This window comes from Sphingomonas profundi (assembly GCF_009739515.1).
Lineage (GTDB): Bacteria > Pseudomonadota > Alphaproteobacteria > Sphingomonadales > Sphingomonadaceae > Alterirhizorhabdus > Alterirhizorhabdus profundi.
In genome coordinates this window covers 1,746,991-1,761,491 of record NZ_CP046535.1, presented here as the reverse complement: position 1 = coordinate 1,761,491, position 14,501 = coordinate 1,746,991, and the positions used below count along the sequence as shown (strand labels likewise).

The following is a 14,501-nucleotide window of genomic DNA, read 5'->3' as shown; positions in this document are numbered from 1 at the left end:
GAGGGATCCTTGAGATACGTGAGCGAAGCCTCAGCAGTTGCGATCGATCGCGCGGCCGGCGAGCGCGCCGACGCCGGCGCCAAGGATCGCGCCGGTGGTGCCGTCGCCGCGATTGTAGCGGCCCTGGCCGATCTCGTTGCCGAGCAGGCCGCCAGCGATGGCGCCGATGATCGTGCCGCCGGTGCCGTTGTCGCGGCAGCGATAGCCGCGACCGTAAGAGCCCCGCCCGCGCCCGTAATAGCCGCGATCGGCATAGTAGCCGCCGCGTCCGCCATAATAGCCCCGGCCGTCATAGTAGCCGCGCCCGCCATAATAGCCGCCGCCGTAGCCGCGCCCGTAATAGCCGCGATCGCCGCCGTAGTAGCCGCGCCCGCCATAGCCGCCGCGACCATAATAGCGGTCGCCGCGAACCGGCTGCACGTAGCCGCCCGATGCGTAGCCGCCATCCCAGGGCCGCGCCTGCGCTGCGGCCGGCACCATGCCGGCGGCGGCCATGGCGGCGATGGCGGAAAGGGTGATGGTCTTGCCCAGCATGACTGTCTCCTGACTCGAAAGCCGTTCCCGTGGGTCGCGGCCGCCGCGTGGCGGCACCGAGACCTCCTCGGCATGGCGCCCTTCTGCAGCGATTCGCGTGAGCCCGTGCTGAACGCCGAATTTAGCCGCCGTTCACAAAGCGGTAGATGTCCGGCGTTCAGGTTGGGCATCGTGGGCGATCAACGCTAAGGGGGCGGCATGCGTTCAATCTGCCTGTCGATCGTGGGCCTGTGCCTGCTCGTGGTGCTCGCCTCCGCCTCGGCGCCGCTGAGCTCGCCGGCGATCCGGGCGACGGCGGTGGCGCTCGATCGCGCCGATCCGGCCAGGGTGCGGGTGGGACGGCTGCGGTATTTGGGCGGATGGGAGCTGGCGAGCAGCGACAGCCGCTTCGGCGGCCTCTCCGCGATGGTGTGGAACGACGGGCGGCTGCTGGCGACGAGCGATGCCGGAACGCTGTTCGACATCGGCTTCGCGCGTGGCGTGCCGATGGGGCGGGTGCGCGGGCCGCTGCCGGCCGGCCCGGGCGACGGCCTGGGCAAATCGGATCGCGACGCCGAATCGATGACCCGCGATCCGGCGACCGGCCGCATCTGGATCGGCTTCGAATATCACAATGCCGTTTGGCGCTACGATGCCGGCGCGGTGCGCGCGCAGGCCCATGCCGAGCCGGCGGCGATGCGCGGCTGGCCGCAGAATGAGGGGCCGGAGGCGATGGTGCGCCTGCGCGACGGCCGCTTCCTGATCTTCTCGGAAGGCGGCGCCGGGCCGGAGCGATCGACCGCCCTGCTGCTGTTCGGGCACGACCCGGTGGAGGCCGGGCCGCCGCCGATCCTGGCCGGCTATCGCGCGCCGGCCGGCTACAAGGTGACGGACGCGACCGAGCTGCCGGACGGCCGGCTGCTGCTGCTGCATAGGCGCGTTAGTCTGATGCAGGGCCTGACGGCGATCGTCGGCCTGTTCGATCCGGCGACGATCCGCGCCGGCCACGCATCCGCCGCCGTGGAGATCGCGCAGCTGGTGCCGCCGCTGACGGTGGACAATATGGAGGCGATGGCGGTTTCGCGCGAGGGCGGCCGGCTGATCCTGTGGATCGCCTCCGACGACAATTTCAGCCCGCTGCAACGGACCCTGCTGATGAAGTTTGCCCTGCCGGCCGATCTCGGCCCGGAGCACCCGGATCGGTGACGCGACCGACCGCGACGCAGAGAGCCGGCCGACGCACGGGCGTCGGCCGGCTCTCTGCCGTCATGCACCCCGGCCGCGGCCGGGGTGGCGATCAGGCGGCGATCTTCTTGGCGATATCGCGCTTCAGGCGACGCGCACGCAGCGAGAGATCGGTATCCGAGGTCTTCAGCAGCCAGTTGTCGAGCCCGCCGACATGCTCGACCGAGCGCAGGCCGTGGGTCGACACGCGCAGCTTCACGCCGGTGCCCAGCGCATCGGACAGCAGGGTGACGTTCTGCAGGTTGGGCAAAAACGTCCGCTTCGTCTTGTTGTTCGCGTGGGATACGTTGTGACCCACCTGCCGGCCCTTGCCGGTCAGCTCGCAGATGCGCGCCATGCTTTATCGTCCTGCTATTCGGTTGCCCGGAAAGACGCGGCGGATAACGTCAGGGGCACGATTCGTCAACTGACCGCCGGAATGCATGGTACACGTGCAACCGTTACGGGGCGAGTACGTTCAGGCCACGTCATAATCTGAAAGGGCATAATATGCGCGCAGCGCTCATCGCACTCGTCATCGTCGTGTTGCTTGCCATCGTCGCGGTCGCGACCGGTTTCGTCAACCTCAGCGGCGACGCCGGCAAGCTGCCGGAGGTGTCGGTCGAGGGTGGCCGCGCGCCGTCCGTCGATGCGGACGTGGGCAAGGTGGTGGTCGGCACCAAGGAGACGTCGGTTGACGTGCCGAAGGTCGAGGTCGGCACCAAGAAGGAGAGCATCGACGTTCCGGTGGTGGGCGTGCAGAAGGCCGATGGCAAGTAAGCCGTCCACTCCTGCAACTGCGAGCGCGGCGGCCATCGTCGCCGCGCTCCTGCTGCCGCCGCTCGGCGTGTACCTGATGCACGGATTGGGCGCGCCGTTCTGGATCGCCGCGGCGCTCACCTGCGTGGGATTTCTGCCGGGAGTCGTATTCGCGCTGGTAATGGTGCTGCGGCCGGACTTTATCCGACGGGCACGGACCGCCTAGCGCCTTCGCCTTATCCGGTTCCGTACGATGCGGGATCGGTTTAGGTGGTTCGATGCCGTTCCCGCTGCCATCGCCGATGCGCCTCGCGCTCGATCTCGCGCGAGAGGCAGCGCTGGCGGGGGAAGTACCCGTCGGTGCGGTGGTGATGCGCGGGCAGGCGGTTGTCGCAACGTCCGCCAACGCGATGCGCAGCCTGCGCGACCCGACCGCCCACGCCGAGATGATCGCCATCCGCCGTGCCGCCGAGGCACTCGAAGCGGAACGCCTGGTCGACTGCGACCTGTGGGTGACGCTTGAGCCTTGCGCGATGTGCGCCGGCGCCATCGCCCACGCCCGCATCGCCCGGCTCTATTATGGCGCGGCCGATCCCAAGGGCGGCGCCGTAGCGCACGGCCCGCGGCTGTTCGCCCAGCCGACCTGCCATCACCGTCCCGAAATCTACTGCGGCATCGGCGAGCCGGAGTCGGCGGCCATGCTGCGCGCCTTCTTCGGCGCGCGCCGGTGAGGCGGGTGGTTCAGGCCGGCTTGCGGCCCCATTGCAGCGCGTAGGACGGGAAGGGGCTCGGCTGCAACGGCTTGCCCGGCGGGGCCGCCGCCAGTTCTTCCGCCACCTGTTCGTAGCGTTCGCGCCAGAGCATCAGCAACTCGCTGTCCTGCCCGATCGGTTCCAGCGTGTGCGCCGCATCGCGGACGATGCCGGCCGCCTCGGCCGGCGCCAGCACGCCGCGATCGACGAGCGCGGCCAGGATCAGGGTGGTGACGTGGTACAGCGCGACATGCGCCTGCGCGGTGGCGCGCGATCGCTCGTCGTCGGTCATTCCCCTTCCTCCGCCTGCCTGCCGCGTCGATGATATCAGAGCAAGCGGGCCGGCACCAAGCCTCGGTCTCAGGCCTCAGCCCCAAGTCTCAGCCCCAAGTCTCAGCCATCGTCCCGCCGCATCCGGGTGGTGGCGAGCGCGAAGTGGGCGGCAGCGGCGAACAGCAAGGCGAGCGCGATCAGGAAGGCGATGTCGCTGGCCAGCCATATCCGCTCGAACACGAGCAGGCCGAAACCCGCGACCGCCGCGAGAGTGGCGGCGCGATCGCCGCGCGACAACGGATCGAGCGCCACGCTGCCGCGCGCCGCTCAGCTGTCCCGCGCGGGATCGTCGGCGGCCGCGTAATAGGGTCCGTCGTAAATCGCCTGCCGCTCCACCGACAGGTCGGCAACGCCGACGGCGCGGCCGCGTGCCACCGCCGGCCGCGCCGCCATCGCGTTGAACCAGCGGCGCACCTGCGGGAAATCGGCGAGGGACTGGCCGTGCATGCGGTGGAACCACACCCAGCCCCAGCAGGCGATGTCGGCGACGCCGTAGTCGCCGGCGATCCACGCGCGCCCGGCCAGCCGCCGGTCGAGCACGCCGTAGAGCCGCGCCGCCTCCGCCACGTAGCGGGCGGCGGCATAGTCGTTGCCGGGCGGTGCCGCGCGGGCGAAATGGTGCGCCTGCCCGGCCATCGGGCCGAGCCCGCCATGCTGCCAGAACAGCCACTCGAACGCCTCCGTCCGCGCCGGCCCTTCGGCGGCGAGGAAGCGGCCGGTCTTCTCCGCCAGATAGACCAGGATCGCGCCCGATTCGAACACCGACCGGGGGCCGCCCGGCGCATCGTGATCGACGATCGCGGGCACCCGGTTGTTCGGCGAGATCGCCAGGAAGTCGGGGGCGAACTGCTGATCGGCGGCGATATCGACGATGCGCACCCGGTAGGGCAGGCCGCACTCCTCGAGCATGATCGCCACCTTCCAGGTGTTGGGCGACGGGAAGTGGTAGAAATCGATCATGTCAGTAATCCAGCGGCAGGCCGATATGGTCGCGATAGATCCGGTCGCGATGGGTGAGCAGGATCGGATCGATCGCGGCGGCGATCTCCGGCTCGATCGTCTCGTATAGCGGGCGGAGATAGGCGGGCATCGGGTTCACCTCCTGCGGCAAGGGCACGATCATCTGCGAGAAGCAGGCCCAGTAGAGATCGGCCGCGCTCAGGCGATCGCCGAACAGATAGGTGCGGCCCTGCGCCTGCTGCGCGTGCAGGCGGGCGGCGATGGCGTGCAGGATCGCGGCGATCCGCGCCGGCGCCGCCTCCGCCGGCTGGATGCCGGCGCCGTAGCCGGCGCGCATCGCCCGCAGGTAGGCAGGCATCTCCGCGGCCGGCTGGCCGCGATCGACGGCGGCCATGATCGAGAGGCGACGGTTCCACCCGATCCCGTCCTCGCCGCAGATATCGTGGGCGAGCGCCAGGCAGGCGGCGCGATCGCCGGCATCGTCCGGCAGCAGCGAGGGGCCGCTGCCCAGGCGTTCGGCGAGCATCAGGATATCGCGCCAGCCGCAGGCCGCCGGCTCGTCGTCCAGCACCGCGACGGGTGCGTTGCGCACGCCGGTCCAGGCGAGAAGCTCCGCATTCTCGGCGAGCGGCGTCTGCGCCACCGCGACGAACGGCACGCGGCGCGCCCGCAGCACCGCCTTCGCCGATTCCCCCCACGGCCCGGGCACGCCGACGGAGAGCGCCAGCCGCAGCCCGGCCATGGCCCGTGCCTCGGCGACCGATACATAGTCCATCATGCCTCTCCCGCCTGTGGCGGACGCTTCTAGCAAGCCGGCGATCGTCTGGCGACGGTGCCGCGCCTGTCAGAGATGCCAGGGTCGGAGGTGCGGGGTCGGAGATATGGGGTCAGAGATACCAGGCGGTGGGGTCCGAACGAGGCTCGATATCCACCCGGTCGCGGCGCAGGTGCGGGTGGTAGGAGGGATCCTGCTGCAGCCACTCGTGCCACCGTTCCAGGAACAGAGCGAGGTCCTGCCCCGGCGGCAGCGTCTCCCCGCGCGACACCTTCTCGGCGTGGCACAATTCGGCATGCGGCGTGTAGACGATGCGGTAGCCGAGCGCGCGGAGCCGCAGGCAGAGATCGATGTCGTTATATTCGAGCGAAAAACGCTCCTCGAACCCGTTGACCTGATCCAGCAGGGCGCGGCGCGTGGCGAACACCGCGCCCGTCACCATCGACCATTCGCGCTGGACGATCGCCCAATCCTGATAGGTCGGCATGTCGGCGCGGTGATGCTGCCAGGCGTGGGCGACCAGATCGAAGATCGGCACCACGCCGGCATGCTGCAGCCGGCCATCCTCGTACAGAAGGCGCGCACCGACGCCGCCGACGCTCTCGTCCACCGCGAACGTCATCAGCGCGCGCAGCCAGCCGGTGCCGCGCGGCACGACATCGTCGTTCATCAGCACCAGATGATCGGTGCCGGCGGCACGCCACAGGCGGTTCATCTTGGCCGCATAGTTGAACGGCTCGCCCGCCGGGCGCGGCGTCTCGATCCGCTCCAGCGCGAAGGGCCACTCGGCGGTCGCCCAGGCAGGCTCGCCGGCGATATCGTCGCCGATCATCACGCGCAGGCGCGCCATCGGCCAGTCGGCGCGGGCGAGTGCGGCCAGCAGGCGTTCCAGATAGGTGCCGTCGCCATCGGGCAGCGGGCAGCGGCGGGTGGGGATGACGATCGTCACCTCGGGCGCGTCGTCGTCGCCGGCGAAGCGTCGGCGGATCTCCAGCGTGTCGTCCGCCAGGCCGTCGACGATGTCGTGGCCGGCGAAGGCGGGCAGCCGGGCCAGCATCGCCCGCCGTACCTCGCGGGGCACTATCGGGCGCTCCCCCTTCCAGGCGAGCAGCGTCTCCGGCAGGCCGACGATCGACATGCCGAGCGCGTGGGCGCGGAACAGCAGATCGTCCAGCGCGGCGGCGCCCGCCTCCGCCGCGAAGCCGCCCAGGCGGGCGAAGGCGGAGGCGCGCACGACGAGCGGCGGCCCGATCGCATCCTTGGCGGCCAGCAGGGTGACGTCGAACGCCGGCTTCAGGCGCAGCTGGTCGCCCAGCCGCTGCTCGCCCAAGGCGAGATCGTCGGCATACACGATGTCCGCGTCCAGCCGGGCAGTGCAGAGATCGCTCACCATGCGGCGGAACAGCGGCGAGACATAGGCGTCGCCGGGCGCGAAGACGATCCAGCGGTCGCGATCGGTGGGCAGATCGGCCAGCGTCTCGGCCGGCGGCGGGGAGAGATCGGCGGCGAGCGGCACGGCGATCAGCATGTCGCCAAAGCTCGTGCGATCGAAGCGCATGCCGATGGCGAGATCGGAGTGGATGCGCGGCGTGGGGCGGCTGATCGGCACGTCGTCGGCCAGAACGGCATCGAAGCTGGCGTCGATCAGCCCGCCGATGGCATCGTAGGAGAGCGTCTCCGCCACCCGCCGGCGCGCGCTGTCGCCCACGCGGGTGTCGCCGGCGTCGATCGCCTCGGCGGCGTGGCGCAGGGCCGCCGCCAGCGCCGGCTCGTCGATGCGCGCCCACTCGCCGCCCTTGGTATAGTGGCCGAAATCATCCTCCAGCCGCCACGGATGGGCGCGGACCGGATAGCCGCAGCTCGCATCGAGGAACTGCGTGCTGCCGCCGAAATCCGTCGCCACCACCGGCTTGCCGGCGGCCATCGCCTCGGCGATCGTGAGGCCGAACCCTTCGGAGCAGTGCGGCGAGGCGTAGATGTCGCACAGCGCGGCCAGGTTCGCCATCTCGCCGGCGGACATGGAGGCGTTGATCAGCACCACGCCGGCGGTGTCGCCGGCCAGCCGCTCCAGCGCGCGCCCCTCCTCGGCGCGATCGAACAGATGCTTGGTCTTCAGGATCAGCGTCCACCCGCTATCGGCCAGGCCGGAGGCGGCGAAGGCGCGCACCAGCGCCATCGGGTTCTTGCGGATGAGGTAGCTCGATCCGTCGAACGCGTAGAGGATGATGCGGCGATCGGCCGGCACGCCGAAGGCGGTGCGCAGCCGGGCGCGGTCCTCCTCCGTCAGGCGAGTCTCGGGCAGCGGCACGGTGTAGGGCACCACGTCCACCGGCGCTTCGCCCTCGCCCTCGAACAGCCGGGCGCAGTAGCCGCTCGGCGCCCAGATGCGATCGACCGAGGAGAAATCGTGGCGCCACGCGGGCGGGATGTGCGCCATCTCCCACACCCAGTGGCCGATCCGCTTGCGCGCGGCGCCGATCAGCGCGCGCTGATCGTCCGTCAGCAAATGCCAGGAATCGGGGTTGAGGTGGACCACGGCGATATCGGCCGGCCCGACGAAGTCGGTGATCGGCACCGGCGGCACCAGCGACTTGTGGACGTGGAACGGCTTCTGGATCGGGTGCAGGTTCAGCAGCACGTCGCACCGGCGGATCGCCGCGATCAGCCCGCGCGAGGCGGCGCCCAGACCGTTGTCGTAATTCCACGGGCCGAAGAAGGCGATCTTGAGCGGGCGCGGTGCCGGCATGTGGCGGCGCGGGCGGGCGAGCAGCGGGTAGCTCTGCACCGGACCCCAACCCTCCATGCCGGCGGCGAGTGCGGCATCGAGCAGCGGCAGATCGAAGCCGTGCGCGTCCAGCAGCTCGCGCCAGCCGGCCGTGTCGATCGTCGGGAACTCGCCGCGCAGCAGCAGCATCTTCACATAGGGGAAGCCGGCGTCCAGCAGCTCGCGCCAGCCGAACAAAGTGGGGTTGCGCACGGCGTGGCTGGGAAACAGCACCTCCGTGGTGAAGCCCGCCGCCTCCATCACCGGCGCCAGCATGATCTCCGACGTCTGGATCACGTCGTCCTTGGCGGCGAACATGCGCGTATCGTCGAAGAAGCGGTGCAGCGCGAGGCTGGAGAGCAGGCGCGGCTTGATCGCCACGAAATAGCTCTGCACGTGCCAGCGATGCTCGTGCGATTCCGTGAGGCCGACGAGGTCCGCCGCGCTGGCCCGCACCCGCGCGATCGTGGCGGCGAAGCGCGGCGGATCGACCGGGCCGAAGACGCTGTCGTTCGTCAGGTAGAGCAGCGAGGCGGCGTAGGCCTGCGGATAGATCCGCAGCGCGTGCGCCCAGCAGGCGAAGTCATAGCCGCGATTCTCCCGCACGATCGCGCCGGCCACCGCGTCCAGCAGCGGTCCGTCGATGTCGATCGGCCGATCGCCCACCGCGATCAGCAGCGTGGCGATGCCCTCCGCCGCCAGTGCGCGGACATGCGCCAGCACGTGCGGCTTGATCGCGCCGGTGCGGGAGTGGGTGACGAACAGCGCCAGCTCGCCACCGGCGGCGAAGGTCAGCGGCTTGGCCACCTCGAACAAGGCGGTGGAGGCGAGGGGGGCGAGGCTGCCGCCGCTACGATCGACGAGGAAGGGCGAATCGGCCAGCTCCTCGCCGGTGTGACGCAGGCGTGCGGAGATCCACACCTGCCCGTCCAGCCCGGTGAGATCGAGTTGGGTGCGGAAGCCGTGGCCGCCGATCGCCGCCAGATCGGCGCGCACCAGATCAGCCGTCGCGGTGCCGACGAGATTGTCGCCGGCGTGGAACTCGACATCCACCGGCGAGCCGGGCCGATCGGGCTCCATAGCCCAGCCGGAGACGAGTTCGCCCTTCAGCGCGTCGATGTGGCCGATCTGGCGGTGCGCGGGCGCATGCTCCGGCTCGGTCGAGGGGGTGGGCGGCTCGACGATAGGATGCGGATCGTCGGCGGGCATGCCCGGCTTCTCCTTCGTCGGCAGGGTATCGCGATCTTCGAGTCCTGGTGCAGCGGACACGTGCGCCTCCGGCTCGGCCGGCTCCGGCTCGAACGCCTCGAGGTCGGTAGCGTTGGGGTCGGGAATGGCGAGGTCGGCCGCTTCCGGCTCGGCGGCGCTGGCGGCGTCGGCCAGCGCCGGCTCGGCCATTCCGGCTTCGGTCGCCGGGATCAGGGCGCGCGTGGCCTCCAGATCGCTAGCGGCGGCGGCGTTGCCGTCGATCGCGTGGCTTGCGGCGAAGGCGTCGCATGCCTGGCCGAGGCGGCCTTCCCGCCGGTGCAGGTCGCCCAGCCACCGCAGGGTTTCGGCATCGGCCGGATCGAGCCGGCACGCGGCCTCGTAGGCGGCGACCGCGCCGTTCGCGTCGCCGCTCTCCTTCAGCATGTGGCCAAGCTGGACGTGGATCGGCGTCGCCTCCGGCCGCAACGCCAGCACGCGCCGGTAGGCAAGCGCGGCGCCGCGCCAGTCCCGCCGGTCCCGCGCGGCGTTGCCCTCCTTCCGCGCGGCGGAGGCGAGCAGCTTCACGAGGAACGGGGTCATCGAGACGTCATTCTCCGGTTTGCGGGCCCGTAGCGAGGCGTGAGCCGACGGTCATCGCGCGGCCGTGCCGGTCACGAGTTCCGCGACGATCTCGCCGATGGCGAGGCGCCAGTCGCGCGGGCTGACGCCATAGTCGCGGGTGAGCCTGGCGGTGGCGAGGCGGGAATTGGCCGGGCGGCGCGCCGGCGTCGGGAAGTCGCTGGTGGCGATCGGCTCGACCGGCACGGCGGGGCCGCCGCGCGCGCCGCTCGCCGCCATCACCGCGCGGGCGAGATCGCACCAGCTGCCCTCGCCGGCATTCACGAAATGGTAGACGCCGGCGGGCGCCGCCGCGTCCGCCACCATCCGCGCCGTGATCGTGGCGATCGTGGCGGCGATGTCGTCGGCCGAGGTGGGACAGCCGCGCTGATCGTCCACCACGCGCAGCAGCGGCCGCTCGGCCGCCAGGCGCAGCATGGTCTTCACGAAATTGCTCCGGAACGGGCTGACCACCCACGCCGTGCGCAGCACCACCGCGCGCGGATTGCCGGAGAGGACGGCATATTCGCCGGCGAGCTTGCTGGCGCCGTACACGCCGAGCGGGGCGACGGGATCGCCCTCGTCATAGGCGCCGGCCTTGGTGCCGTCGAACACATAGTCGGTGGAGACGTGGATCAGCGGCAACCCGGCGCGGCGGGTGGCGTCGGCCAGCAGCGCCGGGCCGGTCGCGTTGGCGGCGAAGGCGGCCGCCACGTCATTCTCCGCCGCGTCCACCGCCGTATAGGCGGCGGCGTTGATGACGGCGACATAAGGCCGTGCCGCCAGGGCGTCGGCGATGCTTTCCGGGCGGGCGAGGTCCACCTCCGCCCGATCCGCCAGGTGCGGTGTCAACCCGTCCGCGAAGCGGGTGCGCGCCAGCGCCCGCCCCAGCTGCCCGCCGCCGCCGACTACAAGAAGATCAGGCAAACCATACCCCCACGGCCATATCCCGGTCTCGCGACCACCGCGGGCGATGATAGTGCGTCATCGTCCGCTTGTCACAGGCCGGCATCCGGCGCCTATCGCCGGCCAATGATATCGCCGCAGCGCAGTAAAGGCTACGGATCGGGACAAATCAACCCGTATTGGCTGCAACATCCAGCGATAAACCTCCGTTATCGTTCAATGTTGGTGACGCCAAGTCCACCATTTGACCCGTCGGAAGGCGTGGTCTAGCGGCCGGACATGCAGATCGCGGTGCCGATAGACGCAGAATTGTCGCTGGCGACCAGCGATACGTTCGACGAGATCGCCTATATTGCCGCAAATCCGGATCTGCTGGACTATGTTCGCCGCGGCGGCGACGCCCGCCAGCATTTCGAGCGGTTTGGCCGGCTGGAGGGACGCAGGCAGGTGGCGGGGCTGGGCGCCCGGCTGCGACGCGAGAAGCTCGCGCGCTTTTGCGATGTGCTGGATGCGGAGGCGGGCGACGGCGGCACATTCCGCTTCCTGGCGGAGGAGGATGCCTTTCCCGTCGGCTACGGCGACGAGAGCCACCGCATCAGCGACTATGCGGCGGAATCGGCCAATCCCGCCTATCCGGCCTTCGTGCGCGAGATGGAGGACAATCCCGATCGCCGCTACATCGATATCGGCTGCGGGCGGCGCAACTATTCGCAGCCGAATTGCCTGTACCTCGAAGTCTATCCCTCGCTGAGCGCAGACATCATCATGCAGCCGGCCTGCACCTATCCGATCAGGAGCGGTTCGCTGGACGGCATCGGCTGCTTCGCCGTGCTGGAGCATGTGACGGAGCCGTGGCGCGTGGCGGAGGAGTTTCGCCGCATGCTGAAGCCCGGCGGCAAGCTGTTCGTCGACTGGCCGTTCCTGCAGCCGGTGCACGGCTACCCCTCGCATTATTATAATGCGACGCGCGAGGGCCTGCGACGGATGTTCTAGGACGGGTTCGAGGTGCTGCTGCTGGATACGCTGCCGAACCAGACGCCCGACTTCACGATAGCGTGGATCATGCGGGCGCTGGCGGACGGGCTGACCGACCCGCTGGTGCGCGACGAACTGCTCGGCATGACGGTGGGCGATCTGATCGCGCAGCCGCCGCGCGGCGACTTCTGGATGCGGATCGACGCCGCGACGCCGCCCGCGACGGCGAACATGCTGGCCTGCGGCAACTCGCTGGTCGCCCGCAGGCTCTGAGGCAGGCGATCAGAAGGCCAGGCCGAAGCGCAGCGCGCCGCCGATATCGTCGGGCAGGGCGGCGTTGTGGCCGGGGTCGCGCCGCCAGTAGAGGTTCGTCGTCATCCAGCCGCCGAGCAGCGGCGCCGACCAGCTCGCCTCGGCATCCCGCTCCCGCCCGGCGGGGGCCAGGCTCAGGCGGCTGTCGGCATAGGTGGCGGTGCCCGTCGCATAGTCATAGGCGACCGGCAGGCTGAGGGCGTAGCCGCCGGACGACACGCGGAGCGGCTGGGCGAAGCGGAAGGCGAGGCGATCGCCGGCGGCGAACAGGCCGCGGCGGGTGAGATCGAGCGCGTAGCCGCCGCTCCGCAGGCTGCCGCCGATGGCGGCGCCGCCCGCCGCCATGCGCGTCCACCCGCGTCGCAGGTTGGCGCCGATCGACCAGTCGGCGGCGGGCGACAGGGTGGCGCGCAGATCGGCGAAGTCGGTGGTGGCGCCGGCCCCGCCGAACGCGCTGCCGAAGCGCGCGCCGAGCACCGTCTCCCGCTCCCGCATGCGGCTGACGCCGGCGACGATGGCGAGCGGGCCGAACCGGCGATCGACCGCGACGCCGATGGTGGCATAAGGCTGCCGGGCGGCGTCACGGCGCCGGCGATCCTGCTCGGCGGGATCGCCGACCAGCGCGTCGCCCGCCTCCGCCGTCATCGTCACGCCCAGGCGGCCGATCGCCCGGCGCAGCGCCATGCTGTTGCCGGGCCGCCGCTCGAACCCCGGCGTCGACAGCGGATCGCCGGCGACCAGGAAGGCGTCTCCCGCCGCGCCGCGCAGAGCCTGGCCGAGCGCGCCGCCGCCCTGCGCGAAGCCGAACGCCATCGCCATGCTCGGCCCCAGCCGGGTGGCCGCCATGCCGGCGACCGCGCGCGCCCGCCGCGCCTCGCCGGGCGCCAGCATCAGCCGTTCCACCGCCGCCTCGCTGCCGCTGGCGGTGACGGAGAAGGCGACGCTCGTCCGCCCGTCCGCCGCGTTCACGCTGCGCAGGCCACCGGCCAGCGCGGGCGCGAGCTTCAGCGCCGGGGCGGGGCGGGCGAGGGTGGCGCCGATCGCATAATCATAGGCCCGGCCGTAGCCGTCGACGATCACCGCCGAGGCGCCGCCCTTCGCCAGCGCATCGCCCATCGGCGCCGAGAGGGTGCCGTTGCCCGCCAGCGACACCGCCACGGCGGAGCCGGCGAGCATCGTCTGCCCCTGCGGCTGGAAGGCGCGGGCGAGGTTCAGCACGCCGCGCCCGTAGGTGGCGTCCACCCCGCTGGCGCCGAGATCGGTGGCAGTGGAGTAGAGCAGCTGCACGATCTGCTGGGCGGTGAGGTTGGGAAAGGCCTGCGCCAGCAGCGCCACAGCGCCGGAGATGAGCGGTGCGGAGAAGGACGTGCCGTTGAACAGGAATTGCTGGCCGTTCTGGTCGTAGCTGCGCACCCGTTCGCCCAGCGCCATCAGATAATGGTCGGCCCCGCTGCCGGCGCGGTTGCTGAAGGTGGCGATGTCCCCCGCCAGGTTCGTCGCGCCCGCGATGATGACGAGGCCGCGCGCCTGCGCATCGACATTGGCGATCAGGGCGAGCGGATCGGGGTTGGCCGAGGCATCGTTGCCGCCGGCGATCACCACGATGATGCCCGCCGCCGTCGCCCGGCCGATCGCCTGCGCGAGCACGCTCTCCGCCGTCGACCCGCCGAGCGAGATGTTGATGACGCGCGCGCCGTTGGCGGTGGCGAGATCGACGCCGCGGGCGATCGCCGTGTCGAGATGCTTGCACCCGTCGCTGCTGGCGCAGCTGCCGGGCGTATCGGATTTGGCGATCAGCAGCGTCGCCTCGAACGCCATGCCCAGCGGGCCGCTGTCGTTGCGCGAGGCGCCGAGCACGCCCGCCACCGCGGTGCCGTGGCCGCCTGTATCCTGGATGGTGCCGCGCGACCCGCCGACATCGGCAGAGGCCGCGCTGATGCGGCCGGTGAAATCGCCGGTGGAGACATCGATGCCGCCATCGATGATCGCCGCGGTGACGCCGCGGCCGCTGTAACCGGCATTGTAGGCGGTGAGCGCGTTGGCCTGCACGAGGCCGGCCGAGCCGCGATATTCGCTGGTGTCGAAATTGGTCGGGGTGGAGGGGGTGGTGGGTGTCGTCGGCGTCGTCGGCGTCGTGGTGACGGGCGGTTCCGTCTGCGTGGGCGGCGGCGTGCTCGGCACGGTGGGCGTCGTGGGTGTGGTGGGCGTCGTCGGTGTCGGGGTCGGCGTGGAATTGACGCCACCGCCACCGCCGCCGCAGGCCGCCAGAGCGAGCAGCGACAAAGCGGTGGTGGTGCGCAGCACGCCGATCGCACGGAACGACATCGCCAACATTCCCCCCGGCATACCCGCCCCGCGCGCACGGCGATCACGCCGATCTCCGCGCCCCGGTTGCCGTGCCTTCATGCCCCCGCTAGAGCCC

Annotated in this window: 15 protein-coding genes; 6 read left to right on the top strand and 9 right to left on the bottom strand. The window is 71.0% G+C overall.

From position 1 onward, the window contains the following. Window positions 1–30 precede the first annotated feature (30 nt). The gene (locus GNT64_RS08215) at window positions 31–534 is read right to left on the bottom strand and encodes a glycine zipper 2TM domain-containing protein (protein ID WP_422396627.1); all 504 of its coding nucleotides are present in this window, start codon (window positions 532–534) and stop codon (window positions 31–33) included. 198 nt (window positions 535–732) lie between these two features. Between GNT64_RS08215 and GNT64_RS08210 the strand changes: the two genes are divergently transcribed. Further along, complete coding sequence (locus tag GNT64_RS08210) at window positions 733–1,719, top strand: esterase-like activity of phytase family protein (RefSeq protein WP_156679094.1); 987 nt, start codon at window positions 733–735, stop codon at window positions 1,717–1,719. A gap of 91 nt (window positions 1,720–1,810) precedes the next feature. Here the strand turns inward: GNT64_RS08210 and rpmB are convergent, their stop codons facing one another. Continuing rightward, window positions 1,811–2,095, bottom strand: coding sequence for a 50S ribosomal protein L28 (rpmB, locus tag GNT64_RS08205; RefSeq protein ID WP_156679093.1), 285 nt, complete (start codon window positions 2,093–2,095; stop codon window positions 1,811–1,813). 152 nt (window positions 2,096–2,247) lie between these two features. Between rpmB and GNT64_RS08200 the strand changes: the two genes are divergently transcribed. From GNT64_RS08200 to GNT64_RS08190, 3 genes are read left to right on the top strand one after another with little or no spacing between them, the layout of a single operon-like run. Beyond that, entirely contained in the window at window positions 2,248–2,517 is a 270-nt protein-coding gene (locus GNT64_RS08200) for a hypothetical protein (protein WP_156679092.1), read from the top strand. Next, window positions 2,507–2,722, top strand: coding sequence for a YqaE/Pmp3 family membrane protein (locus GNT64_RS08195; RefSeq protein ID WP_156679091.1), 216 nt, complete (start codon window positions 2,507–2,509; stop codon window positions 2,720–2,722). Before GNT64_RS08200 ends, GNT64_RS08195 begins: the two co-directional genes overlap by 11 nt. Window positions 2,723–2,774: 52 nt before the next feature. Beyond that, complete coding sequence (locus GNT64_RS08190; protein WP_156679090.1) at window positions 2,775–3,227, top strand: nucleoside deaminase; 453 nt, start codon at window positions 2,775–2,777, stop codon at window positions 3,225–3,227. A 10-nt stretch (window positions 3,228–3,237) separates the two neighbouring features. Here the strand turns inward: GNT64_RS08190 and GNT64_RS08185 are convergent, their stop codons facing one another. The 6 genes from GNT64_RS08185 to rfbD all read right to left on the bottom strand — a co-directional run bounded on the left by GNT64_RS08185 (window position 3,238) and on the right by rfbD (window position 10,813). Further along, complete coding sequence (locus GNT64_RS08185; protein WP_156679089.1) at window positions 3,238–3,540, bottom strand: hypothetical protein; 303 nt, start codon at window positions 3,538–3,540, stop codon at window positions 3,238–3,240. 101 nt (window positions 3,541–3,641) lie between these two features. Beyond that, on the bottom strand, window positions 3,642–3,833 hold the full coding sequence (locus GNT64_RS08180) for a hypothetical protein (RefSeq protein ID WP_156679088.1): 192 nt from the start codon (window positions 3,831–3,833) through the stop codon (window positions 3,642–3,644). 15 nt (window positions 3,834–3,848) lie between these two features. Then, window positions 3,849–4,541: a glutathione S-transferase family protein gene (locus GNT64_RS08175; RefSeq protein ID WP_156679087.1), complete on the bottom strand. Its 693-nt coding sequence runs from the start codon at window positions 4,539–4,541 to the stop codon at window positions 3,849–3,851. 1 nt (window position 4,542) lies between these two features. Next, window positions 4,543–5,319: a glutathione S-transferase family protein gene (locus GNT64_RS08170; protein WP_231639374.1), complete on the bottom strand. Its 777-nt coding sequence runs from the start codon at window positions 5,317–5,319 to the stop codon at window positions 4,543–4,545. A 109-nt stretch (window positions 5,320–5,428) separates the two neighbouring features. Beyond that, window positions 5,429–9,868, bottom strand: coding sequence for a rhamnan synthesis F family protein (locus GNT64_RS08165; RefSeq protein ID WP_156679085.1), 4,440 nt, complete (start codon window positions 9,866–9,868; stop codon window positions 5,429–5,431). 51 nt (window positions 9,869–9,919) lie between these two features. Continuing rightward, on the bottom strand, window positions 9,920–10,813 hold the full coding sequence (gene rfbD / locus GNT64_RS08160) for a dTDP-4-dehydrorhamnose reductase (protein ID WP_156679084.1): 894 nt from the start codon (window positions 10,811–10,813) through the stop codon (window positions 9,920–9,922). A 258-nt stretch (window positions 10,814–11,071) separates the two neighbouring features. Between rfbD and GNT64_RS08155 the strand changes: the two genes are divergently transcribed. Both GNT64_RS08155 and GNT64_RS21830 read left to right on the top strand, forming a co-directional pair. Continuing rightward, a complete protein-coding gene (locus GNT64_RS08155) occupies window positions 11,072–11,785 on the top strand; it encodes a class I SAM-dependent methyltransferase (RefSeq protein ID WP_231639372.1) in 714 nt (237 codons plus the stop codon). Window positions 11,786–11,797: 12 nt separating this feature from the next. Then, a complete protein-coding gene (locus GNT64_RS21830) occupies window positions 11,798–12,040 on the top strand; it encodes a hypothetical protein (protein WP_231639370.1) in 243 nt (80 codons plus the stop codon). Between the two features lie 9 nt (window positions 12,041–12,049). Here GNT64_RS21830 and GNT64_RS08150 read toward each other — a convergent pair whose 3' ends face one another. Beyond that, entirely contained in the window at window positions 12,050–14,404 is a 2,355-nt protein-coding gene (locus tag GNT64_RS08150) for a S8 family peptidase (RefSeq protein WP_156679083.1), read from the bottom strand. Window positions 14,405–14,501: the final 97 nt, after the last annotated feature.